The 24,142-nt window shown below is 66.3% G+C and carries 17 protein-coding genes and 1 pseudogene; 11 read left to right on the plus strand and 7 right to left on the minus strand.

Features of this window, described 5'->3' with window-relative positions; translation table 11 throughout:
* The first annotated feature begins 11 nt into the window (after positions 1–11).
* Together J2739_RS01710 and rsmA are read left to right on the plus strand one after the other, a co-directional pair.
* Positions 12–1,421: a peptidylprolyl isomerase gene (locus J2739_RS01710; RefSeq protein WP_309897973.1), complete on the plus strand. Its 1,410-nt coding sequence runs from the start codon at positions 12–14 to the stop codon at positions 1,419–1,421.
* A gap of 156 nt (positions 1,422–1,577) precedes the next feature.
* Positions 1,578–2,357, plus strand: a complete 780-nt coding sequence (gene rsmA, locus J2739_RS01715; protein WP_309897974.1) for a 16S rRNA (adenine(1518)-N(6)/adenine(1519)-N(6))-dimethyltransferase RsmA — start codon at positions 1,578–1,580, stop codon at positions 2,355–2,357.
* A gap of 238 nt (positions 2,358–2,595) precedes the next feature.
* Here the strand turns inward: rsmA and J2739_RS01720 are convergent, their stop codons facing one another.
* From J2739_RS01720 to J2739_RS01730, 3 genes are all read right to left on the minus strand, one after another.
* Positions 2,596–3,030, minus strand: coding sequence for a barstar family protein (locus J2739_RS01720; RefSeq protein ID WP_309898695.1), 435 nt, complete (start codon positions 3,028–3,030; stop codon positions 2,596–2,598).
* A gap of 47 nt (positions 3,031–3,077) precedes the next feature.
* A complete protein-coding gene (locus J2739_RS01725) occupies positions 3,078–3,491 on the minus strand; it encodes a guanyl-specific ribonuclease (protein WP_309897975.1) in 414 nt (137 codons plus the stop codon).
* Between the two features lie 181 nt (positions 3,492–3,672).
* Positions 3,673–6,012, minus strand: coding sequence for an NADP-dependent malic enzyme (locus J2739_RS01730; protein WP_309897976.1), 2,340 nt, complete (start codon positions 6,010–6,012; stop codon positions 3,673–3,675).
* A 162-nt stretch (positions 6,013–6,174) separates the two neighbouring features.
* Here J2739_RS01730 and J2739_RS01735 point away from each other — a divergent pair, with 162 nt between their 5' ends.
* The 5 genes from J2739_RS01735 (at position 6,175) to J2739_RS01755 (ending at position 12,183) form a co-directional block, all read left to right on the plus strand.
* Positions 6,175–7,215 (plus strand): SPFH domain-containing protein, encoded by a 1,041-nt coding sequence (locus J2739_RS01735; protein WP_309897977.1) that lies wholly within the window; start codon positions 6,175–6,177, stop codon positions 7,213–7,215.
* An 85-nt stretch (positions 7,216–7,300) separates the two neighbouring features.
* Positions 7,301–8,779: a DUF4178 domain-containing protein gene (locus tag J2739_RS01740; RefSeq protein ID WP_309897978.1), complete on the plus strand. Its 1,479-nt coding sequence runs from the start codon at positions 7,301–7,303 to the stop codon at positions 8,777–8,779.
* 21 nt (positions 8,780–8,800) lie between these two features.
* The gene (locus J2739_RS01745) at positions 8,801–9,022 is read left to right on the plus strand and encodes a DUF350 domain-containing protein (protein ID WP_309897979.1); all 222 of its coding nucleotides are present in this window, start codon (positions 8,801–8,803) and stop codon (positions 9,020–9,022) included.
* 16 nt (positions 9,023–9,038) lie between these two features.
* Entirely contained in the window at positions 9,039–10,598 is a 1,560-nt protein-coding gene (locus tag J2739_RS01750) for a polyamine aminopropyltransferase (protein WP_309897980.1), read from the plus strand.
* 13 nt (positions 10,599–10,611) lie between these two features.
* Positions 10,612–12,183, plus strand: coding sequence for an FAD-dependent oxidoreductase (locus J2739_RS01755; RefSeq protein WP_309897981.1), 1,572 nt, complete (start codon positions 10,612–10,614; stop codon positions 12,181–12,183).
* Positions 12,184–12,230: 47 nt separating this feature from the next.
* Here the strand turns inward: J2739_RS01755 and J2739_RS01760 are convergent, their stop codons facing one another.
* Positions 12,231–13,616, minus strand: a complete 1,386-nt coding sequence (locus J2739_RS01760; RefSeq protein WP_309897982.1) for an aminopeptidase P N-terminal domain-containing protein — start codon at positions 13,614–13,616, stop codon at positions 12,231–12,233.
* A gap of 329 nt (positions 13,617–13,945) precedes the next feature.
* Here J2739_RS01760 and J2739_RS01765 point away from each other — a divergent pair, with 329 nt between their 5' ends.
* Complete coding sequence (locus tag J2739_RS01765) at positions 13,946–15,736, plus strand: hypothetical protein (RefSeq protein ID WP_309897983.1); 1,791 nt, start codon at positions 13,946–13,948, stop codon at positions 15,734–15,736.
* Positions 15,737–16,129: 393 nt separating this feature from the next.
* A complete protein-coding gene (locus tag J2739_RS01770) occupies positions 16,130–18,559 on the plus strand; it encodes a hypothetical protein (protein ID WP_309897984.1) in 2,430 nt (809 codons plus the stop codon).
* Between the two features lie 106 nt (positions 18,560–18,665).
* Here J2739_RS01770 and J2739_RS01775 read toward each other — a convergent pair whose 3' ends face one another.
* Complete coding sequence (locus tag J2739_RS01775) at positions 18,666–19,391, minus strand: nucleotidyltransferase family protein (protein ID WP_309898697.1); 726 nt, start codon at positions 19,389–19,391, stop codon at positions 18,666–18,668.
* A 128-nt stretch (positions 19,392–19,519) separates the two neighbouring features.
* Positions 19,520–19,891, minus strand: a pseudogene (locus J2739_RS01780) (S-adenosylmethionine decarboxylase family protein); the annotation flags it as partial.
* A gap of 108 nt (positions 19,892–19,999) precedes the next feature.
* Between J2739_RS01780 and tkt the strand changes: the two are divergent.
* The gene (gene tkt / locus J2739_RS01785; RefSeq protein ID WP_309897986.1) at positions 20,000–22,039 is read left to right on the plus strand and encodes a transketolase; all 2,040 of its coding nucleotides are present in this window, start codon (positions 20,000–20,002) and stop codon (positions 22,037–22,039) included.
* Between the two features lie 41 nt (positions 22,040–22,080).
* Complete coding sequence (gene gap, locus J2739_RS01790) at positions 22,081–23,085, plus strand: type I glyceraldehyde-3-phosphate dehydrogenase (protein ID WP_309897987.1); 1,005 nt, start codon at positions 22,081–22,083, stop codon at positions 23,083–23,085.
* A gap of 63 nt (positions 23,086–23,148) precedes the next feature.
* Here gap and J2739_RS01795 read toward each other — a convergent pair whose 3' ends face one another.
* Positions 23,149–24,141, minus strand: a complete 993-nt coding sequence (locus J2739_RS01795; RefSeq protein WP_309897988.1) for a ComEC/Rec2 family competence protein — start codon at positions 24,139–24,141, stop codon at positions 23,149–23,151.
* Position 24,142 lies beyond the last annotated feature (1 nt).

The raw sequence follows: 24,142 nt of genomic DNA on the forward strand, positions 1-24,142 counted from the left end.
GCCTTTCCGCCATGAACCACATCCGCTCCATCCTCACCCTGGCGTGCCTCGCAATGCTGGCCGCGGCGGCCGGTGCGCAGACGCAAGGTTCGCGTCCCGGCGTCGGCATCACGGACATCATGCGAGCAGGCCCGCGCCTCGCGCCGCCACCTCCAGCGCCGCGTGCCGCGCCGGCGACGCCGGCTGCGCAGCGTTCGGCCGAATACATCGTGGCACTCGTCAATTCCGAGCCCATCACCAACAACGAGGTCCAGTCCCGGGTCGATCGCCTGCTCAAGGAGAACGCCGAGGCGCAGCGCGTGCCGAGGGCGGAGGTCACGCGCCTGGTGCTGGAGCGGCTGATCGCCGAGCGCACCCAGCTGCAGGCGGCCAAGGAAGCCGGCATCAAGGTCGACGAGCTCGCCATCGATCAGGCCGAGCAGACGGTGGCCCGGCAGAACCAGATGAGCCTGACCGAGCTGCGGGGCCGCGTCGCGGCCGAGGGCATCTCGGCCCAGACCTTCCGCAACGATCTGCGCGACCAGCTCCTGCTCACCCGCCTGCGTGACCGTGAGATCGAGGCCAAGGTGAAGGTCAGCGACGTCGAGGTCGACCAGTTCCTGCGCGACCAGCGCAACGGGGCCAACGCTGCCGTGGCGCCGAACATCAACATCGCACAGATCCTGGTGGCGGTGCCCGAGAACGCCACCGAGGCGCAGATCGCGACCCTGCAGCAGCGCGCCCAGGGTATTGCCCAGCGCGCGCGCGCCGGCGAGGATTTCGCCAAGCTCGCGCAGGAATTCTCCGATTCGCCCGATCGCGCCAACGGCGGCGCACTGGGCATGCGCAGCGCCGACCGGTACCCCTACCTGTTCGTCGAGGCCACGCAGTCGACGGCGGTCGACGGGATCGCCGGGCCGATCCGCTCGGGCGCCGGTTTCCACGTGCTCAAGGTGCTGGCCAAGAGCCAGCCCGGCTCGGCCGACGCGGTCGTTACCCAGACCCAGGTGCGCCATATCCTGCTTCGCAACGACGCAAAGCGCACCACCGCGCAGGCAGTGGCGCAGCTCGCCGAGTTCAAAGATCGCATCCAGAAGGGCACGGCCGATTTTGCAGGGCTGGCCCGCGACAACTCGCAGGACGCCAGCGCCAAGGAAGGCGGCGACCTGGGTTGGTCGCGCCCCGGGCAATTCGTCCCGGAGTTCGAGGAAGCGATGAACCGGCTGGCGCCCGGGCAGATCAGCGATCCGGTGGTATCCCGTTTCGGCGTGCACCTGATCCAGGTGGTCGCGCGGCGCGATGCCAAGCTGAGCCAGGCCGAGCAGCGCGAGGCCGCGCGTGCCGTGCTGCGCGAAAAGAAGCTCGAGGAAGCCTACGAAACCTGGGCGCAGGAACTGCGCACGCGCGCCTATGTGGAGTACCGAGAGGCGCCGCAATCATGATGCTCTCCACCGTGGCTCCCCCGCTTCGCGGGGTCCACCCCCCCCTTTCCGGAGGCAACACCAGCGGCCCGGCCAACCCGGTTCTGCAGTGTTCGGCTGACAGGCCTGTTTCGCTGGCCGCGCAAGCGGGATGACAACGCGCCGCGGCGGCCGCCCGTGAAGCACATTGCGCGCAAGCGCTTTGGGCAGCATTTCCTCTCCGACGCGGGCATCATCGATGCGATCGTGCGAGAGATCGCGCCGCGCCCGGGCGATGCGATGGTCGAGATCGGCCCGGGCCTCGCGGCGCTGACGCAGCCCCTGGTCGAGCGCCTGGGCCGGCTGACCGTGGTCGAACTGGACCGCGACCTGGCGCAGCGGCTGCGCGCGCACGGCCAGCTGGAGGTGATCGAATCGGATGTCCTGAAGGTGGATTTCGCCGCGCTTGCCGCGCGCTTGGTGGTGCCGCCGGCCACGGCTTTGCGCGTGGTGGGCAACCTGCCCTACAACATTTCGACGCCGATCCTGTTCCACCTGCTGGACTTCGCGCACCTGGTCGCCGACCAGCATTTCATGCTGCAGAAGGAAGTCATCGACCGCATGATTGCGCAGCCGGCCACTTCGGACTACGGCCGCCTGAGCGTGATGCTTCAGTGGCGCTACGCGATGGAGAGCGTGCTGTTCGTGCCGCCCGAGAGTTTCGATCCGCCCCCGCGGGTGGACAGCGCGGTGGTGCGCATGGTGCCCTTGGCCGAACCGCCCTTCGTGGACCCGACCCGGCTTGGCGAGATCGTCCAGGTCGCTTTCAGCCAGCGGCGCAAGCTGCTGCGCCATAGCCTGGGAAAGTGGCTGGAGCAGCACGGCTTCGACGGCAACTTCGATACGCAGCGGCGCGCCGAAGAGGTGGCGGTGGCCGAATACGTCGCCCTGGCGCAGTCGATCCGACCGGCCCAATAAAAAAAGCCCGTCGACGACGGGCTTTTCCATGGGATAGCTTCTTAAGCTGCGGCGAGCCAGTAGCCCGCATTGAAGGGGCTGCTCATGCGAAGCGCCAGCGGAGATACATCGACGAGTTTGTCGGTGGGCATCTTTTCCGCCGCCGGATCGCTATTGCCTTGGAGTTCGATAGCGGGGACCACTTCGGTCCCGTTAGCCTCGTTCGCCCGTTCTGCTTGGCTGGTGGATGCAGAACGGGCTACAGAAAAGAATAGAAGCACCGGAAGGGTATTTTTCGATCCCCCCAGTAATCGGCGGCGTCTCGGAAGATGTCGAGCAGTTGTTCGCGCGCTTCCTTGTCGAACTTGGCGTTGGCCGGAATCTGCTCGAGCACGATGACGAAGCCGGGCTGCGGGCCCGATTTATGCAGCGGATCGGTCATGCAGTCGTACAGCGCGTCGAAGTTCTTGCCGAAATGCTGCGGAAAGGTGAACTGCTGGGCGATCAGGTCCAGCACGTCTTGCTTGGACTGGGCGTTGGCCAGGTTGGCATAAAGGAAGTGCTGGCCCGCTGCGTGCGCCGCCTCCTGCAGATCGCTTACGCGAAATGCACGAATCGACTGCACGATATTGGGTCGTACGCCCCGAAGGGTGGGGGTCATCTCCGCTGGTCTTTCCATAGTTGTCGTGGTCATCTTTACCTCAGGGCGCCGGGTTGCGCCGCTCCAATCCAGTTCATCGCTCATGGCACGATCCGCCTGAAACTCGCATAGTGGTCTGCCGTGTACCAGCACACCGATGGTGTCGTTCGCTCGCCTCCACAGACGATGCGCCTTGCGCCACGGTCACGCGAGCCGGGTGTTTCGACCGTGTACTCTCGGTAGTGGCCCCGGCGCTCTCGCGGCAACTGGCGTTCGCGATTGCCGAACACCGAGCCGTCCTTTTCATGTTGGAAGGGGCCGCCATTCAAGATGGCCCCATAAGTGCGCTGGCCCTGCACCGGCAATTCGGCCAGCGCGATCGATTCCGGTGCCGGCTGTCCGGCGCGGGTGTCCACCCATTCACGGGCCTGTGCTCCGGCGCCGAGAGCCACCAGCAGGAGGCCTGTGAGCGCAAATTTGGAGACCGGGGACGTGATCGAGGCGTAAGCCGCCATGGGGCACCAGAAGGAAAAGAGCGAGGGCCGAATCGCAGGTCAACCTCCGGGTTAACCCGCAAATTCAAGGCCGCAAGTTTGCCCTACGCACGTACAAATAGCAAGCGCCTGCTCAATCTTTGAGCAGGCGTCAGGGTCTCGCAAGCGGATCTGAAGTTAGCGACCGCTGTCGCAGGAAGGCCTAGCGTTCCGCGTTTGCATCGGCAACGGTGAGGGCCGTCATATTGACGATGCGGCGTACCGTGGCGCTGGCAGTGAGGATGTGCACAGGCTTGGCAGCGCCGAGCAGCACCGGGCCGATGGCGATGTTGCCGCCGGCCGCCGTCTTGAGCAGGTTGTAGGAAATGTTGGCGGCGTCGATGTTCGGGAATACCAGCAGATTGGCATCGCCGGCCAAGGCGCTGTGCGGCATGACCGCGGCGCGCTGCTTGCCGTCCAAAGCAACGTCGCCGTGCATTTCGCCGTCGACTTCCAGCCAGGGCGCTTGTTCGCGCAGCAGCGCGAGCGTTTGGCGCATCTTGAGCGCGCTGGGGTGTTCGCTGGTTCCGAAATTCGAGTGGGACAGCAGTGCGGCCTTGGGCTTGAGGCCGAAGCGCATCATCTCTTCGGCCGCCATGGTCGTGATCTCGGCCAGCTCCTCGGGCGTCGGGTCGTAGTTGACATGCGTGTCCACTAGGAAGACCTGCCGGTCGGGCAGCAGCAGACCGTTCATGCAGGCGTAGATCGGCACGTCCTGGGGGGTATTCGGGCAGCCGCCGGCGCGCTTGCCGATGACCTGGTCGATGTAACGCAGATGCAGGGCCGTCGTGCCCCACGTGCCGCAGATCAGCCCGTCCACGTCGCCCTTGTGCAGCAGCATCGCGCCGATCAGCGTGAGGCGGCGGCGCATCTCGATCTTGGCGACCTGCACCGTGATGCCCTTGCGCTCGGTCATGCGGTGATAGGTCTGCCAGAAGTCGCGATAGCGGTGATCGAAATCGGTGTTGACGACGTCGTAGTCGAGCTCTTCCTTCAGCCTGAGGCCGAACTTCTCGATCCGCTGCGCGATGATCGCCGGCCGCCCGATCAAAGTGGGTCGCGCGATGCCTTCGTCGACCACGATCTGTGCGGCACGCAGCACGCGTTCTTCCTCGCCTTCGCTGTAGGCCACCCGCTTCTTCGGCGCGCGCTTGGCTGCGTCGAAGATCGGCTTCATCGTGGTGCCCGAGGCATAGACGAAGCTCTGCAGCTTGTCGCGGTAGGCATCGAGGTCGGCGATCGGCCGCAGCGCAACGCCGCATTCGGCCGCCGCCTTTGCGACCGCCGGCGCGATCTTCATCATGAGCCGCGGGTCGAAGGGCTTCGGGATCAGGTATTCGGGGCCGAAACTGAGCTTCTCGCCGACGTAGGCCGCCGCCACCCGTTCGCTCTGCTCGGCCTGCGCCAGCTCGGCAATGGCGTGCACCGCCGCGACTTCCATCTCGTCGGTGATGGTGGTCGCGCCGCAGTCCAGTGCGCCCCGGAAGATGTAGGGGAAGCACAGGACGTTATTGACCTGGTTCGGGTAGTCGGTGCGGCCGGTGGCCATGACGACGTCGTCGCGCACGGCCTTCGCGTCTTCGGGGGTGATCTCCGGATTCGGGTTGGCCAGCGCGAAGATCACCGGCTTGGCCGCCATCTTGGCCACCATCGCGGACTTGAGCACGCCGCCGGCGGAGAGCCCGAGGAACACGTCGGCACCCTCGATCACCTCGGCCAACGAGCGCGCCGATGTCTTCTGCATGTATTGGCGCTTGTCGTCATCCATCAGCTCGGTACGGCCTTCGTAGACCACGCCGGCGAGATCGGTCACGAAAACGTTCTCTCGCTTCAGCCCGACCTTGAGCAAGAGGTTGAGGCAGGCCAGCGCTGCGGCGCCGGCGCCGGAGGTGACCAGCTTCACCTGCGAGATGTCCTTGCCCACCACCTTCAGGCCATTGAGCATGGCAGCGGCCACGGTGATCGCGGTGCCGTGCTGGTCGTCGTGGAAGACCGGGATCTTCATGCGCTTGCGCAGCTCGCGCTCCACGTAGAAGCAATCGGGCGCCTTGATGTCCTCGAGATTGATGGCGCCGAAGGTGGGCTCCAGGGCCGCGATGACTTCGACCAGCTTTGCGGGGTCCTTCTCGTCGATCTCGATGTCGAACACGTCGACCCCCGCGAACTTCTTGAACAGCACGCCCTTGCCTTCCATCACCGGCTTGGAAGCCAGTGGGCCGATGTCGCCGAGACCCAGCACCGCGGTCCCGTTGCTGATCACCGCCACCAGGTTGCCGCGCGCGGTGTACTTGAAGGCATTCACCGGGTCCTTGACGATCTCCTCGCAAGGCGCCGCCACGCCGGGCGAGTAGGCCAGCGCCAGGTCGCGCTGGTTCAGCATCTGCTTGGTGGCCGCGATCGCGATCTTGCCGGGGATCGGATGCTCGTGGTACTTGAGCGCCGCCCGCCACAGCTCGGCGCGCTTGTCTTCGGGCGTAGGGATCGGGGAGGTCAGATCGGACATGTGCCTTGGCTCCGTGCAAACGCTTCTTGTAAGGGGCGCCGATTGTAGACCTCGCGATCGGGGGGCGCCGGCCTGGCCGCACCCGCAGGCGCGGTCGAAAAGCCCCGACGCGCCAGGCCATTGTGGCAATATGCCCGCTCAGAAACCGGACGAGGAGCGATCATGGCGCTGATGGATTTCATCAAGAAGCAGTTCATCGACATCATCCAGTGGACGGAGACTGGAGACGGAACGCTGGCCTGGCGCTTCCCGATGGCCGAGATGGAAATCCAGAACGGCGCCTCGCTCACCGTGCGCGAGTCGCAGGTCGCGGTCTTCGTCAACGAAGGCCAGGTGGCCGACGTGTTCGGCCCCGGCATGTACAAGCTCACCACGCAGACGCTGCCGGTGCTTACCTATCTCAAGAACTGGGACAAGCTCTTCGAGTCCCCATTCAAGAGCGACGTCTACTTCTTCAGCACGCGCCAGCAGGTCGACCAGAAATGGGGCACGCCCCAGCCGATCACGATCCGCGACAAGGACTTCGGCGCCGTACGCCTGCGCGCCTTCGGCAACTACAGCTTCCGCATCGGCGACGCCAAGCTGTTCCACACCGAGATCTCGGGAACGCGCGACATTTATCGGGTGGCCGACCTCGATGGCCAGCTGCGCGGCCTGGTGCTGCAGAACATCAGCAACGCGATCGCTTCCAGCGGCGTGCCCTTCCTCGACCTCGCGGCCAACCAGATCCAATTCGCGCAGGCACTGGCCGTGCAGCTGGTGCCTCAGTTCGCCAAGCTCGGCATCCAGCTCGAGTCCATCACGGTCCAGAACGTCTCGTTGCCCGAGGAGCTGCAGAAGATCCTCGACCAGAAGATCGGCATGGGCATGGTCGGCCAGGACATGGGCAAGTTCATGCAGTACCAGACGGCGCAGGCGATCCCGAAATTTGCCGAGGGCGCGGGCCAAGGGGGCGGCATCGCCGGCGATGCGATGGGCCTGGGCGCCGGCGTGGCGCTGGGGCAGGTGATGGCACAGAACCTTCAGCAAGGGCTCCATCCGACCAACCCGGCGGCGGCACAGCAGCAACCGGCTGTCGCCGTGGTCAACCCCGCAGACGTCATGACCACGCTCGAAAAGCTCGGCGAGCTCAAGACCAAGGGCATCCTCACGCAGGAAGAATTCGACGCCAAGAAGGCGGAACTGCTGAAGAAGCTGGTCTAAGAACGTGTCGACGATCTCGGCGCGGGTCGGGCAGCTCCTCGGCCTGTCGGCAGGGGCGCGCTGAGCGCGTCCTTGCCGTCTCTTCGTGGCCACCGACTCTTCCCAGCAGCGTTACTACCGCGCGCCCTGCCCCGGGTGCGGCGCGCCCGTCGAATTCCGATCGGCGCAATCCACCCACGCCGTCTGCCCTTATTGCCAGAGCACCGTCGTGCGACAGGGCGATACCCTCGCGCGCACCGGCAAGATGGCGGAACTGTTCGACGATTTCAGCCCATTGCAGCTGTTCGCCGCCGGACGCATCACGGGCCAGCCCTTCACGCTCGTGGGCCGCCTGCAGTACAGCTACGAGGGCGGCCGCTGGACCGAGTGGATCGCCGCGCTCGATGACGAGCGCACCGGCATCCTGAGCGAGGACAACGGCGCCTTCGTCTTCTCGCTGCCTCATGCCTTGCAGCGCGAGGCGCCGGATCCCGCGAGTCTGCGGGTGGGCGCAACCACCGCCGTCGACGGCCAGAGCTACACGGTGGCGTCGAACGAGCAGGTCCGGCTGGTCTCGGCCCAGGGCGAGCTGCCGCGGCTGCCTGAGCTCGGCCGGCCTTTCGCAGTGGTCGAGCTGCGCAGCGACCAGGGGCTGGTGCTGAGCCTCGAATACGACACCCAGCCGCCCGGCGCCTATCTTGGTCGCTCGGTGCAGCTCGAGGACCTGCAGCTCACTGGCCTGCGCGACGAATCGGCCAAGGAGGAAAAGGGCCGCAGCTTCAACTGTCCCAACTGCGGGTCGCCGGTCACGGTCAACTTTGCCGAGAGCAAGAGCGTCACCTGCCGCGCTTGCAACAGCATCATCGACTTGACGCAGGGCATCGGTGGCGAGCTGCGCCACGCCGCGCAGCACGAGCCGGTGCAGCCGCTGATCCCCGTCGGCACCATCGGCCAGCTGCAGGGCGCGCAGTGGCAAGTGGTGGGCTTTCAGCACCGCATGGGAGTGGCGCCCGGCGACGACGAGCATTTCGGCTGGAACGAATACCTGCTTTACAACAAGAAGCGCGGCTTCAACTTTCTGGTGGATGCGGAGGACGGATGGAGTCTGGTCAAGCCGACCACGGGTGCGCCCACTATGGCGGAGAACGGGTCGCGCGCCACCTACCTCGGCAAGGTCTATCAGCAGCAATACGCCTACAACGCCGAGACCACGTATGTGGCGGGCGAGTTCTACTGGCAGGTCGAGCGCGGCCAGAAGACCTTCAACCGCGACTTCGCCAGCGGCACGGCCCTGCTGTCCATGGAGCGCTCGGCCAAGGAGCTGACCTGGTCGTCCGGCAGCAAGATCGACAGCGCCGCGGTGGCCGCGGCCTTCAAGCTCGATGGCAAAAAGGACATGTTCAAGCGCAACGACGCGCTGCCGGTGAGCGCGGCCGGCAAGCTCGGCTGCGGCACCATCATCCTGATCATCGTGGTGATCATCATCCTCTTGATCATTCTGAGCACATGCACCAGCGGCTCGGGCGGTTCGCGCAGCTCGGGCGGCTCCTATGGCGGCTATTCCAGTGGCGGCGGTCACAAATGACGTTTTTTTCCGGAGGTCCTCATGTTTGGAATCGAATGGCTAAGGCCCGCGGCTTTCCTGGGCTCGATCCTCTACGCCATCATCGGCGTGCTGGTGTTCTGGATCACTTTCCTGCTCATCGACAAGCTCACGCCCTACGACCTGTGGCAGGAAATCGTCGAGAAGCAGAACCTTGCGCTCGGCGTGGTGGTGGCGGCGATGAGCCTGGGGATCTGCATCATCGTCGCCGCCGCGATCCATTGAGCCTGCCCTGCGTTCGATGAGCGAGGCAGCCTTGGATCCGGCTCCCGCGACGGCGGCGCGCGGCCCGCAGCCGGTCGAAATCGCGCTGCTGGCCAGCGTATTCGTGGTCGCGGCCTGCGGGCTGGTTTACGAACTCAGCGCCGCGGCGCTGAGCTCCTACCTGCTCGGCGACTCGGTGCTGCAATTCAGCACCATCATCGGCACCTACCTGTTCGCGATGGGCGTGGGCTCCTGGCTCTCGCGCTACTTCGAACGCCAGCTGCCGGCGCACTTCCTGCGCATCGAGCTGCTGGTGGCGCTGATCGGCGGCGCGCTTCCGGCGCTGCTTTTCATCGCCAACGCCTACATCCCCGGCGCCTTCCGGCTGCTGCTCTACGGGCTGGTACTGGTGGTGGGTACGCTCGTGGGCCTGGAGATCCCGCTGGTCATGCGCATCCTGAGGCGCAACGTCATGCTCAAGGACCTGGTCTCGCAGGTGCTGACCTTCGACTACCTGGGCGCATTGGCGGTGTCGCTTGCTTTCCCGCTGCTGCTCGTGCCCCAGCTCGGCATGATCCGCACCGGCCTGCTCTTCGGTCTCATGAACGCGGCAGTGGCGCTGTGGGCGCTGTGGCTGTTCCGGCACGAGCTGCGCCGCCTGGGCGCGCATGCACTGGCCTGCGCGCTGGCGCTGGCAGCGCTGGCCGCCGCCTTCGTCTTCGCCGGGCACATCAGCACGCTGGCCGAAGACAAGTTCTACCAGGACCGCATCGTCTTCAGCGAGAGCTCGCCCTACCAGCGCATCGTCGTCACGCGCGGCAGCGGCGGGCACCGTCTCTTCCTCAACGGCAACCTCCAGTTCGCCGAGCGCGACGAGTACCGCTACCACGAGGCCCTGGTGCATCCGGCGATGGCGGCGCAGGGCGCGCCGAAGAAGGTGGCCGTGCTCGGCGGCGGCGACGGCATGGCGGTGCGCGAGATCCTCAAGTACCCCTCGGTGGAGAGCATCACGCTGGTCGAGCTCGATCCCAACATGACGCGGCTGTTCAGCGAACACGAGACGCTGGCGGCGCTCAACGGCGGCGCGCTCAAGTCGCCGAAAGTGCATGTCGTCAACACCGATGCGTTTCAGTGGCTGCAGCAGCCCGGCGACATGTTCGACGTGATCGTGGTCGATTTTCCCGATCCCACCAACTTCGCGATCGGCAAGCTCTACACGAACTCCTTCTACGCCCTGCTCGACAAGCGGCTGGCCGCGAGTGGCTACGCCGTGATCCAGACCACCTCGCCATTGATCGCCCGCAAGAGCTTCTGGACCGTGGTCGCGACCGTCGAATCGGTGGGATTGCAGGCCGCGCCGTACCACGCGCATGTGCCCAGCTTCGGCGAATGGGGCTTCGTCATCGCGAGCCGACGGCCTTACCGGCTGCCCGAAATCCTGCCCGAAGGCCTGCGCTTCCTGACTGCGCCAGCGTTGCCGCAGCTCTTCGAGTTCCCGCGCGACATGGCGCGGGTGCCGGCCGAAGTGAACCGGCTGTCGAACCAGACCCTGGTCACCACCTACGAGCAGGAGTGGGGCAAGGTCGCTGGTCATTAGGTCTCGTCCAGCCATGAAGCGTCGCCAATTCCTGAGCGCCGCCGCCGGTGCCCTGGCACTCGGCGGCTGCGAAGCGCGGCACGAGATCGAGGGCGGTTTCAGCGGCATCGATGTCGAGCGCGGCCATGCGCTGCGCGACGGCACCTGGCCCCGTGGCGATGCGCCTTCGGCGGCGCGCCGCACCCGCGTGCTCATTGCCGGCGGCGGTGTGGCCGGGCTGGCGGCTGCGCGTGCCTTGCGGCTGGCCGGCATCGAGGACTTCGTGCTGCTCGAGCTCGAGGGCCAGGCCGGCGGCAACAGCCGCGGGGGCCAGGTGGGCGGCATCGCCTGCCCGCTCGGGGCCCACTACCTGCCGGTGCCGGGCGACGAGGCGCACGAGGTGCAGGATCTTCTCGAGGAGCTCGGCCTGCGCCGGCGCGTGGCCGGCCGTTGGGAATACGAGGAGCGCCACCTCTGCCACAGCCCGCAGGAGCGCCTGTTCTTCCAGGGCGCCTGGCAGGACGGACTGCTGCCCTTGCAGGGTGTGCGCGAGCGGACGCTGGCGCAGTACAGCCTCTTCTCGCGGCGGGTGGAAGCGCTGCGGCGCGAGACGCGCTTCGCCATTCCGACGCTGCGCGTGCCGCTCACGTCGCGCCTGCTGGAACTGGACGCCCTGAGCTTCGCCACCTGGCTCGAGCGCGAAGGCCTCGACGATCCGCACCTGCGCTGGTATCTCGACTATTGCTGCCGGGACGACTACGGCGCTGGCAGCGCCCATGTTTCGGCCTGGGCCGGTCTCCACTATTTCGCAAGCCGGCACGGCTTCCATGCACCGGGCGACGAAGACGCCGAGCGCGATGCGGTGCTGACCTGGCCCGAAGGCAATGGCTGGCTCGCACGGCGGCTCGCGGCGCCATTGGGCGATCGCCTGAAGACGGGGCACGCCGTCCTGCGCATCGCAGAAACCCGCTCGGGTGTCGAAGTCGATGCTTTCGATGCTGCAGCCCGGTCGCGCGTGCGCTGGCAGGCGGAGCGCTGCATCGTCGCGCTGCCGACCTTCATCGCCATCCGCGTGGTGGAGAATCCGCCCGCGCCGCTGCGCGAGGCGGCGCAGCAGCTGCACCATGCGCCGTGGCTCGTGGCCAACGTGCACGTGCGCGCGCCGCTGGCCGACCGGCCGGGCGCGGCGCCGAGCTGGGACAACGTGGTCTACGGCACGCGCGGGCTCGGCTACGTCGATGCACGCCATCAGGCGCTGGACCCCACGCCGCGCGCCACGGTGCTGAGCTGGTACCGGCCGCTCGGCCCGAGTGCCTATGACGGTCCGGAAGGCCGGCGCCTGCTGCTCGATCGGCCCTGGAGCGCCTGGCGCGACGAGCTGCTCGGCGAGCTATCGGTGCCTCATCCCGATCTGGCCGGGCTCGCCACCCGCATCGAGATCACCCGCTACGGCCATGCCATGGCCATCCCGCGGCCTGGCCTTCTCACCCGACTCGGCATGCACGAGCGCATCGTCGCCGGCCGCCTGGCCTTCGCCCACAGCGACTGGTCGGGCTATTCGATCTTCGAGGAAGCCTTCGTCCGCGGACATCTGGCGGGGAGCTGAGCGCGCCCCTGCTGCCGCCGGAATCCGTTCCGATTCCTGCCTCAGGCTCAGGGCCGCATCAGCGCCTCGATCTCGTCCGGCTTGACCGGCACGCCGCGCGAGATCAGCTCGCAGCCGGTCTCGGTGACGATCGCGTCGTCTTCGATGCGGATGCCGATGTTGTGAAACGCCTCCGGCACGCCTTCGCCCGGCCGCACGTAGATGCCGGGTTCGATAGTCAGCACCATGCCCGGTTTGAGGATGCGGCTGGGGCGATTCCGGATCAGCTCATTCGACAGCGGGTCCCTGCGCTCGCTGACCTCGTTCGCCTGCGCCGGCTCCACATAGCTGCCGCAGTCGTGCACGTCCATGCCCAGCCAGTGGCCGGTGCGATGCATGTAATAGGTGAAGTAGGCGCGCTTCTCGATCACGTCGTCCACACCGCCAACCTGGTTGGCATCGAGCAGGCCCAGGTCCAGCATGCCTTGCGACAGCACCCTCACCGTCGCCTCGTGCGGATCGTTGAAGCGAGCGCCTGCTCTCGTCGCAGCCACCGCTGCATCTTGACTGGCCAGGACCAGTTCGTAAAGTGCGCGCTGCGGGCCGCTGAAGATGCCGCTGGCCGGGAAGGTGCGGGTGATGTCGCTGGCATAGCCGTCCAGCTCGCAGCCGGCGTCGATCAGCACCAGCTCGCCGGAGCGCACCGGCGCGACGTCGGCGCGGTAGTGCAGCACGCAGGCATTGGCGCCGGCGGCCACGATCGAGGTGTAGGCCGGGTACTGCGAGCCGCCGAGGCGGAATTCGTGCAGCAGCTCCGCATCCAGGTGGTACTCCCGCACATCGCGGCCCTCGCGCAGCATGCGCGCCGACAGCTGCATCGCGCGCACATGGCCGCGGGCGCTGATCTGCGCTGCGCGGCGCATGGTGTCCTGCTCGCGGGCGTCCTTGATCAGCCGCATTTCATCCAGCGGCCCGCAGAGGTCGCGTTGTTCCTCGGGGCACAGGGCGCCGTAGCGGACCCGTGCGCGCACCGCCGACAACCAGCCGTCCACGCGCGACTCCAGCCCCTTGTGCGTCGCGAATGGGTACCAGACCGTCTTCATGTTCTCCAGCAACTGCGGCATTCGGGCATCGAGCTCTTCGATCGAGAAAGCCTCGTCGACCCCCAGGGCAGCGGGGGCTGCGTCCGGGCCCAGGCGGTAGCCGTCCCAGATTTCGCGCTCCCGATCCTTGGGGGCGCAGAACAGCGTGGTACGCCCCTCGCTGGTGAGTACCAGCCAGGCATTGGGCTCGGTGAAGCCCGTCAGGTAATAGAAGTAGCTGTCGTGCCGGAAAAGGAAGTCCGTATCCCGGTTCCGGGGCCGTTCCGGGGCGGTCGGAATGATGGCGACCGCGTCCGGTCCCAAATACGAGGAAAGTTCGCTTCTGCGTGGGGCTTGATGATTTGCGGTCATAACGTCACTATGCAATACCTTTGTAACCACCCTCTAGGAGAGTAGGAACACACCACGAAAACATTTGCAAGAAGGGTTGCCCTGTAGGAGGCGGCCCACGTACAAATGCCGATCTTGTCAAATTGGAGGTGTTTTTGTTGAATTTTTCGTATAAAGCAACGCTTGGACTGACGGTGATCGCAAGCGCACTCATTGCAGGTTGCGGAGGAGGTGGTGGCGGAGGCGGTGGCGGCGGATTCGCCGCCCTCGGCGCCACGACGGCCGGAGCGGCAAACGGAACCGGGGCGACCTCGGCTCCCCAGGCTCCGGACACGTCGCCTGTTCCGGAAGTGGTCGACGGCTCGGGCGCGGTTTCAGCCGAAGCTTACAAGACGACCGCTGCCAACTTTGCCAGGGATGCGGGCATCGCGTACCGGTACGGCTCCCCTGCCGCCATCGACAACAGCGGTATTCCGACGCTCTACCAGCGCTCGGACCAGAGCATGGCGAGCTACCACGCCGGTACCTGGCAGGTGGGTGGACCCCTTCTCGCCGATGCCGGCCTTTACTCGACCAACCAGGCCCATGTCGGCTTTGTTCCGGACGACGTCACCAAGCGCATGGGCGTGGGCGACCTCCAGATTTCGGCGGTGGACCACAACACCTTCGCGCAGGCGCCGCAACTGCCCTGGCAGGAGGCGGCGGCGTGGGACGGCAGCGCCGGGCGCACCAATTACAACGTCAGCACCTACAAGTCCGGTGGCCTCACCAACGGCGAGCCGGTGGCGGTGGCGCGTTGCGGTGGCCGCACGGGCTTCTGCGCGGAATCGCTGGTGGCCTTCCAGAACGGCCTGATCGGCACGGCAGGCAGCAACACGGCGAACAACAGGACCTCGGTCAAGCTGCCTTCCAACAAGGTGCCGACCGGCATGGCCATGACGAACAACAGCGAGTACGCGCTGGTGACGGTGTGGGACACGACGGCGCTGAAGGGCCAGGTGGCAGTGATCTCGCTGGCGGGGCTGTGCAACAACTGCAACCCGTACAACTCGGCGCAGAACGGCAGCTACGACGCCTGGTACGACTGGTGGCACGAGTGGATGGGTGTGTATCCGGGCCTGCCGAACATGGGCAACATCGCCTTCATGAAGGTGCTGGGCTACATCGATCTGCCGGGCATGAATGCCCCGACCGAGATCGCGGTGACCACCGGCCTCGACCAGTTCCAGACCTCGCTGCCTGAGAAGAACGGCGAGTTCATGGGCCAGACCTACTCGCCGCTGACCGACCCGACCAAGCGCGCCTCGTTCACCGGCTCCGGCAGCAATGCCAACCGGTACGCCAAGGCGGGTGTGGCGGTGGTGATTTCCAAGTCCGAGAAGAAGGCCGCGTTCATCGACCTGAAGCCCCTGTTCAGCTATGTCAACAGCGTCTACTTCGGTACCGGTCCGACGGAATTCACGAACCTGGGTCAGGCCGACGACCAGTGGCCGTACACCTTCGCGAACAAGCCGCAGCAGACGCCGACGGTGATTTCGACCGTCACCCTGGACGACCGGCCCACGGCCGTGAAGACCACCCTGTTCGGCAGCGTGCACCGTGCCTGGATCGGGACTGAAGCGGGTTCGCTGCGCATCTTCGGCCTCGGCGACGTGCCCACCGGCACCACGGCAACGGACGTCGTCGAGAAGGGCCGGGTCGCGATCGGCAAGAACCCGACCTCGTTCGCCATGTCCAAGATCGATCCGGACAACAAGACCATCGAACCGCTGAACCAGCAGGTGCTCGTGGCCTCGCGCGGTGATCGCAAGATCCAGTGGGTGCGCTTCGCTTCGGATGGCAACAGCGGCAGCGTCGTGCGGAGCCTGCAGGACTCGCGCATCGTCGACCCGATCGCCGTGGAAGATGCCGACAACTTCGCCAGCGACAACATGGTGCTGAGTATTGCGGACTACGCCGGCAAAAAGGTGTCGAACTACCGCTATGGCTCCGTCATCTTCGCCAATCGTGGCGACCCCTGGTCCTGCCAGCCGCCGGGCGGTTGCCCGGTTCAGTCGACGGACGGCTCTAACATCGAGTTCGGCGGCAGCTTTGCGATGGAAGGCAAGCCCTTCCAGATCCGAACTGCAAACGTGCCCTGATCTGGCCGGATTTCACATCTACTGATCCCAAAAGCCCGCCTTGCGCGGGCTTTTTTCTTTGGCGTTCATTCAGCCCTCCACAACGTCACTGGGTCTCCGGCGCCCCTTTCGCCAATGTAGTCAAAGGTTCCCCTTCGACGTGGGCTATTTGCGTTCGAAGCGTTAGCAAGCACAACGTTAGTAACACCCCCCTGGGGAAGCCCGATACACATAGGAAAGGAAGTGAAAGAGCGGTTGCCCGGATTGGCTCTGACCCGTACAAACCCGAACTTAACCAATTTAGGAGGGATTTGCTTGAAAGTCAGAGACAAAAGCGCGCTTCTGCTGTTTGTTGCAGCAGGCGCACTCGCAGGATGCGGTGGCGGAGGCAGCAGCTCCGGCGGTTTGACGGCGATGCAGGGCGCTGAGGCGCCTTCCACGACCGCTTCTTCGACCCCCGCCACATCCGCCGAAGCCACGGCCCCCAAGGAAGCGGCCCCCATCAGCAAGCTCGATTCGACCTGGGTCAAGGTCGCTGACGAGAACAACAGCTTCACGTTGGCTGCCGCGACGGATGTGAAGTACGGCGCGAACGACACCTACGCGACCAAAAACTTGTCAGGAACCCAGGCCTGCAGCAACGCAACCTTTGGCGACCCGCTGCCCTTCGTCGCGAAGGCCTGCTACGTCCAGACCGCCGCGACCACAGCCCCGGCTCCCGCACCCGCACCCGCACCGGCACCCGCCGCCGGCCAACGCCTGGCCACCGAAGGTGCATCCTTCAGCGTTGCGGCGCCCACCCTCGTGCAATACGGCGCAGACAGCAGATGGGTTCAAAAGACGGTGAGCGGCAGCGCCAGCTGCACGAACACCTTCTTTGGTACTGATCCCGCACCCTTCGTGGTCAAAGCTTGCTACTCGCTCGGCGCTGCGACCGCACCGGCCCCGGCCCCGGCCCCGGCCCCAGCGCCCGCGCCGGCACCCGCACCGGCACCGGCTCCAGCCCCAGCAACGGCACCGGCACCGGCACCGGCACCAGCCGCAGCCCCTGTTTCGGGCGACGTCATCGACAGCGCCGGCCAGGTCGTGGCTGACGCGTACCGCGCTATGGCACCCGCGCTCTCCAAGGCGGAAGGCATCAGGTATCGCTACGGCGACGCTCCGATCGTGGACAACAGCGGCATTCCGACGCTGTTCAAGCGCAGCGACCAGACCATGACCTACCACGCGGGCACCTGGCAAGTCGGCGGCCCGACCACCGCAGATGCCGGCCTCTACTCGACCAACCAGGCGCACGTGGGCTTCGTTGCCGACGACATCACCAAGCGCATGGGCGTGGGCGACCTCCAGATCACGGCGATCGACCACAACACCTTTGCCCAGGCGCCGCAACTGCCCTGGCAGGAGGCGGCGGCGTGGGACGGCAGCGCCGGGCGCACCAATTACAACGTCAGCACCTACAAGGCCGCGGGGCTCACGAACGGCGAGCCGGTGGCGGTGGCGCGTTGCGGTGGCCGCACGGGCTTCTGCGCGGAATCGCTGGTGGCCTTCAACAACGGCCTGATCGGCACCGCCGGCAGCAACACGGCGAACAACAGGACATCGGTCACGCTGCCGGCGAACAAGGTGCCCACCGGCATGGCCATCACCAACACCAGCGAGTACGCGCTGGTGACGGTGTGGGACACGACGGCGCTGAAGGGCCAGGTGGCAGTGATCTCGCTGGCGGGGCTGTGCAACAACTGCAACCCGTACAACTCGGCGCAGAACGGCAGCTACGATGCCTGGTACGACTGGTGGCACGAGTGGATGGGGGTGTATCCGGGCCTGCCGAACATGGGCAACATCGCCTTCATGAAGGTGCTGGGCTACATCGATCTGCCGGGCATGAATGCCCCGACCGAGATCGCGGTGACCACCGGCTTCGACCAGTTCCAGACGGCGCTGCCCGAGAAGCAGGGCGAGTTCATGGGCCAGACCTACTCGCCGCTGACCGATGCGACCAAGCGCGCCTCGTTCTCCGGCTCCGGCAGCAATGCCAACCGGTACGCCAAGGCGGGTGTGGCGGTGGTGATTTCCAAGTCCGAGAAGAAGGCCGCGTTCATCGACCTGAAGCCCCTGTTCAGCTATGTCAACAGCGTCTACTTCGGTACCGGTCCGACGGAATTCACGAACCTGGGTCAGGCTGACAACCAGTGGCCGTACACCTTCGCGTACAAGCCGCAGCAAACGCCGACGGTGATCTCGACCGTGTCGCTCGACAACAAGCCGACGGCGGTGCGCACGACCCTGTTCGGCAGCGTGCACCGTGCCTGGATCGCGACCGAGGAAGGTTCGCTGCGCATCTTCGGCCTCGGCGACGTGCCCACCGGCACCACGGCAACGGACGTCGTCGAGAAGGGCCGTGTCGCGATCGGCAAGAACCCGACTTCGCTGGCAATCTCGAAGATCGATCCGGACAACAAGACCATCGAACCGCTGAACCAGCAGGTGCTCGTGGCCTCGCGCGGTGATCGCAAGATCCAGTGGGTGCGCTTCGCCTCGGATGGCAACAGCGGCAGCGTCGTGCGGAACCTGCAGGACTCGCGCATCGTCGACCCGATCGCCGTGGAAGATGCCGACAACTTCGCCAGCGACAACATGACGCTGAGCGTTGCGGACTACACCGGCAAGGTGGTGTCGAACTACCGCTATGGCTCGGTGATCTTCGCGGGTGGCGGGGCCTGTCCGGCGTCCACGGGCGGCTGCCCGGTGCAGGGGACCTCGGGCATGAACATGGAGTTCGGCGGCAGCTTCACGATGGAGGGTCGGCCCTTCACGCTGAGGTCGGCCAACGTCCCCTGATCGCACTGATGAGAATCTAGCCTGTCTGCGGCCCGCCTCGTGCGGGCCGTTTTTTTTGGTCCTCGCGGCCGATGCTGCTCCAACCCGAACCGAGGGGGCTGCGTTCCTAGGCGACCGCCGGCCCGCCCAGCGCGGGCCGTTTTTTTGCGTTCAACGAGGCGAGCCGTTCCGGCGTTCCGACATCTGTCCAGGCGCCCTCATAGAGCTCGGCGCTGACGCGGCCGTCGGCGATGGCCGCACGCAGGAGGGGTGCCAGCGCCGCCCTGACGCCGCCGGGGTTGCCCGCCGGAACGCGGCAGTACGGCGCCGCGAACAATCCCGCCCGGTACAGGGCGATGGTCGAGAAGGTGTGCATCAGCGGTGCGTCGTTGAGCGCCAGCCCATCCATCGAGATCCCGAAATCGCCGCGCGGATTGTGCGGCGGGTTGGGCACCAGCCACAGGTGCGCGAGTCCCTTGCCCGCCGCGAAGCGGTCCACCGCGGCTTGCGTGAAGGCGAAGTCCGGCGTGAAGACGTCGCCGGCCAGCACCCAGAACACCTCGCCCAAGAGCGGCAGCGCGCGCACGATGCCGCCCGCGGTTTCCAGGGCGCCACCGAAGTCGCGGCCCTCGTGGGAATAGGCAATCTCGCAGGCGCCGTGCCGGTGCCCGAAGCGCGACACGATGTGCTCACCCAACCAATCGGTGTTGACGACCAGCCGCCGGAAGCCGCCTGCCGCCAGCGCCTCCATCGGCCACTGCATCAGCGGCTTGCCCTGCACCTCGAGCAGGGGCTTGGGCGTCGTGTCCGTCAGCGGCCGCATGCGTTCGCCACGACCGGCGGCGAGGATCATGGCCCGGATGGTCATGGAACAGCCTGGCCCAGGCCGGTCACTTCGCGTCCTTCACGCGCGCCCTCCTGAGGGAGGGGTCGGGATCCTTCGGCCGGCCGCACGTGGTTCCGGGCGACCGCGCCGTGCGGAATGGCGCCGCGCTGCAGCGCGTGCCGCTCCACGCGTCCCGGCACGAACAACGCCTCGAGGGCTCCCGCGAGTGCCTTCGCCTTGGCCGAGTGGTCGGCGCCGAAATTGCAGACGTAGACATCGAGCGTCACGCCGCACTGCTCCGGCCAGGTATGGACGCACAGGTGCGACTCCGCCAGCAGCACCGTGGCCGTCACGCCGCCCGGTCCCCGGGGCCCCGCAGGAAAAGCGTGGAACAGCGTGCCCACGGCCCGCAGATCGGCGGCCTCGACAGCCTTCACGCAGGCGGCCCCCAGGGCTTGCGCATCGACCAGCCAGCGCATCTCGCAACGGCAATCGTGGAGGTCGGCGGTCAGATGCAAACCATGCATGGCCGGCACTCTATCAGCCCTCTGCTGCGCCTCCGGACGGCGCCCTTGACCTGCCCGTTAAAATCCCGGGTTCTCCCCAATCAGCTCCCCCAAGAAAGCCCCGACCACATGGCCAACCAAGCCTTGATGGCCAACGCGATCCGCGCGTTGGCCATGGATGCCGTTCAACTCGCGAACTCCGGGCATCCGGGCGCACCGATGGGCATGGCCGACATGGCAGTCGCGCTGTGGGGCGAGCATCTCCGGCACAACCCCGCCAACCCGCAGTGGTTCGATCGGGACCGCTTCGTGCTCTCGAATGGCCACGCCTCGATGCTGATCTACGCCGTGCTGCATCTCACGGGCTACGCACTGCCGGTAGAGGAGCTCAAGCGCTTCCGCCAGCTGCACAGCAAGACGGCCGGTCACCCCGAGACCGGCGTCACGCCCGGCGTGGAAACCACCACCGGCCCGCTCGGCCAGGGCATCACCAACGCAGTCGGTTTCGCACTGGCCGAGAAGCTGCTGGCCTCCGAATTCAACCGGCCCGAGCACAGCATCGTCGACCACCGCACCTACGCCTTCCTCGGCGACGGCTGCCTCATGGAAGGCATCAGCCACGAGGCCGCCGCACTCGCCGGCGCCTGGAAGCTGGGCAAGCTGGTCGCGCTGTACGACGACAACGGCATTTCGATCGACGGGCCGGTCAAGCCCTGGTTCATCGACAACACGGCGGAGCGTTTCAAGGCCTATGGCTGGAGCGTGATCGGTCCCATCGACGGCCACGACGTCAAGGAAGTGTCGGACGCCATCCATCAGGCTCGGCAGCAGGACGAGCGCCCCACCCTGATCATTTGCAAGACCCAGATCGGCAAAGGCAGCCCCAACCGTGCCAACACCGCCAAGGCACACGGCGAGCCGCTGGGCGCCGACGAGATCGGCCTCACCCGCACGGCGCTGCAATGGGCGCACGAGCCCTTCGAGCTGCCGCAGGCGGTGTACGACGAATGGGATGCCAAGACGGCCGGCGCGCAGCGCGAAGCCGCGTGGAACGACAAGTTCGCCGCCTATGCCAGGCAATACCCTGACCTGGCGGCCGAGTTCACCCGCCGCATGAAAGGCGAGCTGCCGAAGAACTTCCACCAGACCGCCTTCGATGCCGTCGTCACGGCCCACACCAAGGGCGAGACGGTGGCCTCGCGCAAGGCCTCGCAGCTGGCGCTCGAAGCCTTCACGGCTGCGCTGCCCGAGATGCTCGGCGGCAGCGCCGACCTCACCGGTTCCAACCTCACCAACACCAAGAGCACGCCGGCCCTGCGCTTCGACGCCGCCGGCGCCGTCGTGCGCAGCGAAGGCAACGAGCAGTTCCCCGACGGCCTGCCGGGCCGGCACATCAACTACGGCGTGCGTGAGTTCGGCATGGCAGCCATCATGAACGGGGTGGCGCTGCACGGCGGCTTCATTCCCTACGGCGGCACCTTCCTCACCTTCAGCGACTACAGCCGCAACGCCATCCGCATGGCGGCGCTGATGAAGCAACGCGTGGTCCACGTGTTCACGCACGATTCCATCGGTCTCGGTGAGGATGGTCCGACGCACCAGTCCATCGAGCACGCGGCATCGCTGCGCCTGATACCGAACCTCGACGTCTGGCGCCCCGGCGACACGGCCGAGACCGCAGTGGCCTGGGCCGTTGCATTGCAGAACGCCAGCCGTCCGACCGCGCTGCTGCTGTCGCGTCAGAACCTCCCCTACGCGCCCAAGAAAGACCTGAGCGACATCAGCAAGGGCGCCTACGTGCTGGCCGAGCCCGAGCTCAAGAAGAAGCTCCAGGCCGTCATCATCGCCACCGGCTCCGAAGTGCAGCTCGCGCTCAAGGCCCAGGAGCTGCTGGCCGCGAAGAAGATTGCCGTGCGCGTGGTCTCCATGCCGTCCACCACCACCTTCGATCGCCAGGATGTAGCGTATAAGAAGAGCGTACTGCCGCAGGGAACGCCACGGATCGCGGTCGAGATGGGCGCGACCGACGGCTGGTGGAAGTACGGCGTCGCGGCCGTCGTCGGCATCGACACCTACGGCGAATCGGCACCCGCCGGCGTGCTGTTCAAGCACTTCGGCTTCACGGCAGAGAACGTCGCCGCCACGGTCGAGGCAGCGCTCGCGCGCTGATCTGGACTCCCCTAGTTTTCAACCATCCAGGAGCAAACCACATGGCTATCAAACTCGGTATCAACGGCTTCGGTCGCATCGGTCGCAACGTGCTGCGCGCGGCGGTGCAGAACTTCAAGAACGACATCGAGATCGTCGCGATCAACGACCTGCTCGAGCCCGAGTACCTGGCCTACATGCTCCAGTACGACTCGGTGCACGGCCGCTTCCAGGGTGAAATCACCGTCGAGGGCAACACCCTGATCGTCAACGGCAAGAAGATCCGCCTGACGCAGGAGCGCGATCCGGCCAATCTCAAGTGGAACGAAGTGGGCGCCGAGGTCGTGCTCGAATCCACCGGCCTCTTCCTCACCAAGGAGACCTGCCAGAAGCACCTCGACGCAGGCGCCAAGAAGGTGATCATGTCTGCGCCCAGCAAGGACGACACGCCCATGTTCGTCTACGGCGTGAACGACAAGAAGTACGCCAACGAGGCCATCGTCAGCAACGCCAGCTGCACGACCAACTGCCTGGCGCCGCTCGCGAAGGTGCTCAACGACAAGTGGGGCATCAAGCGCGGCCTGATGACCACGGTGCACGCCGCCACCGCCACCCAGAAGACCGTCGATGGCCCGAGCAACAAGGATTGGCGCGGCGGCCGCGGCATCCTTGAGAACATCATCCCCTCCAGCACCGGCGCGGCGAAGGCGGTGGGCGTGGTCATTCCCGAGCTGAACAAGAAGCTCACCGGCATGAGCTTCCGCGTGCCGACTTCCGACGTGTCGGTCGTCGACCTCACGGTGGAGCTGGTCAAGGAGGCCACCTACAAGGAAATCTGCGCCGAGATGAAGGCGCAGAGCGAAGGCGCCCTCAAGGGCGTGCTGGGCTACACCGAGGACAAGGTCGTCGCCACCGATTTCCGCGGCGACCCGCGCACCTCGATCTTCGACGCCGAGGCCGGCATCGCGCTCGACGGCACCTTCATCAAGCTCGTGAGCTGGTACGACAACGAGTGGGGCTACTCCAACAAGTGCCTCGAGATGGTGCGAGTGGTGGCGGCGAAGTAAAGCGCTGCACCGCGTCGACCGGAACGCGCCTTCGGGCGCGTTCTTCATGGTGCCGGGAGGTGCTCACGACCCCGTCCCCACCGGGCCGGCCGAATACCAGCTGCGCTCGGGCATGTCATGGGCATGGTGCAGCTGCGCGCCTTGGGTCATGAAGCTCAGGACACCCCGGCGCATCAGCGCGTCGGTCACGATTCTGTAGCCCAGCGGAGGCGCGTCGCGAGGCGCCGACAAGACGGCCGTCTTGGTGTAGTGGCGCCGTTCGCGCGGCTGGCGCTCGCCCACGAGCCGATCCAGCACGTGGCTCGAGAGGTGATCGGGCTTGCCGTCACTGGGCAGCTGCATCAGCCGCAGATTCGAGGGCAGGCGCAGCCCCAGGTGTTCTGCCAAGGTGCAAGCGTCGCTCAGCGCCCGGATGCCCGCATTGCGGGTCAGCAGCACGCCGCGTCCTTCGAACTCGCCGTACAGCACGACGCTCGATTCGTCCTCCGCCGAGGTGTCCGGGTCGCGGGGAAGGGACTCGAGATCCCAACGGCTGCCGAAGCTGGCGCTCGCCAGCCGGAGCCATCGCGCCGCGTCGGCCAATGTCAGGCCGGCCGCGGGCGGCACGGGCGTCTCGAAGGCCGGCAGCAGGCCCTCCGCATACCAGCTCCGGTTCGGCGACAGGACCGTGAACGGGCCGATGAGCGCGCCCGCGAAGGGCTCGTAGACCGGTATCCCCTGCGCGGTCGCGATCGCCTCCAGCTTCCGGGCGATGGCCATGGCCTGCACGCTGCGATCGGTGTGCGTCCAGGGTCGATGCATCCACAGCTCACCGACAGTGAGGCTTTCGAGGATCAGCTCGAGACCTTCGGCATGCCTGGCGCCGGGGTGCGAACTCACCACATGGTCCACATGCGAGGTGAGGCAGTGCCCTTGGACGTGCTGCACGACCTGCTGCGCAGAGGCCCGCGTGCCGCCGTCGTACACCAACAGCTTGTAGTCGCCGGGGGTACCCCAACGCACGACGATGGCAGCGCCGCCCACGAGGGTGGGGAAAAAATCGACTTCGTAGCCCAAG

Origin of the sequence: Variovorax soli (assembly GCF_031454625.1) — a bacterium.
Classification (GTDB): Bacteria; Pseudomonadota; Gammaproteobacteria; order Burkholderiales; family Burkholderiaceae_C; genus Variovorax; species Variovorax soli_A.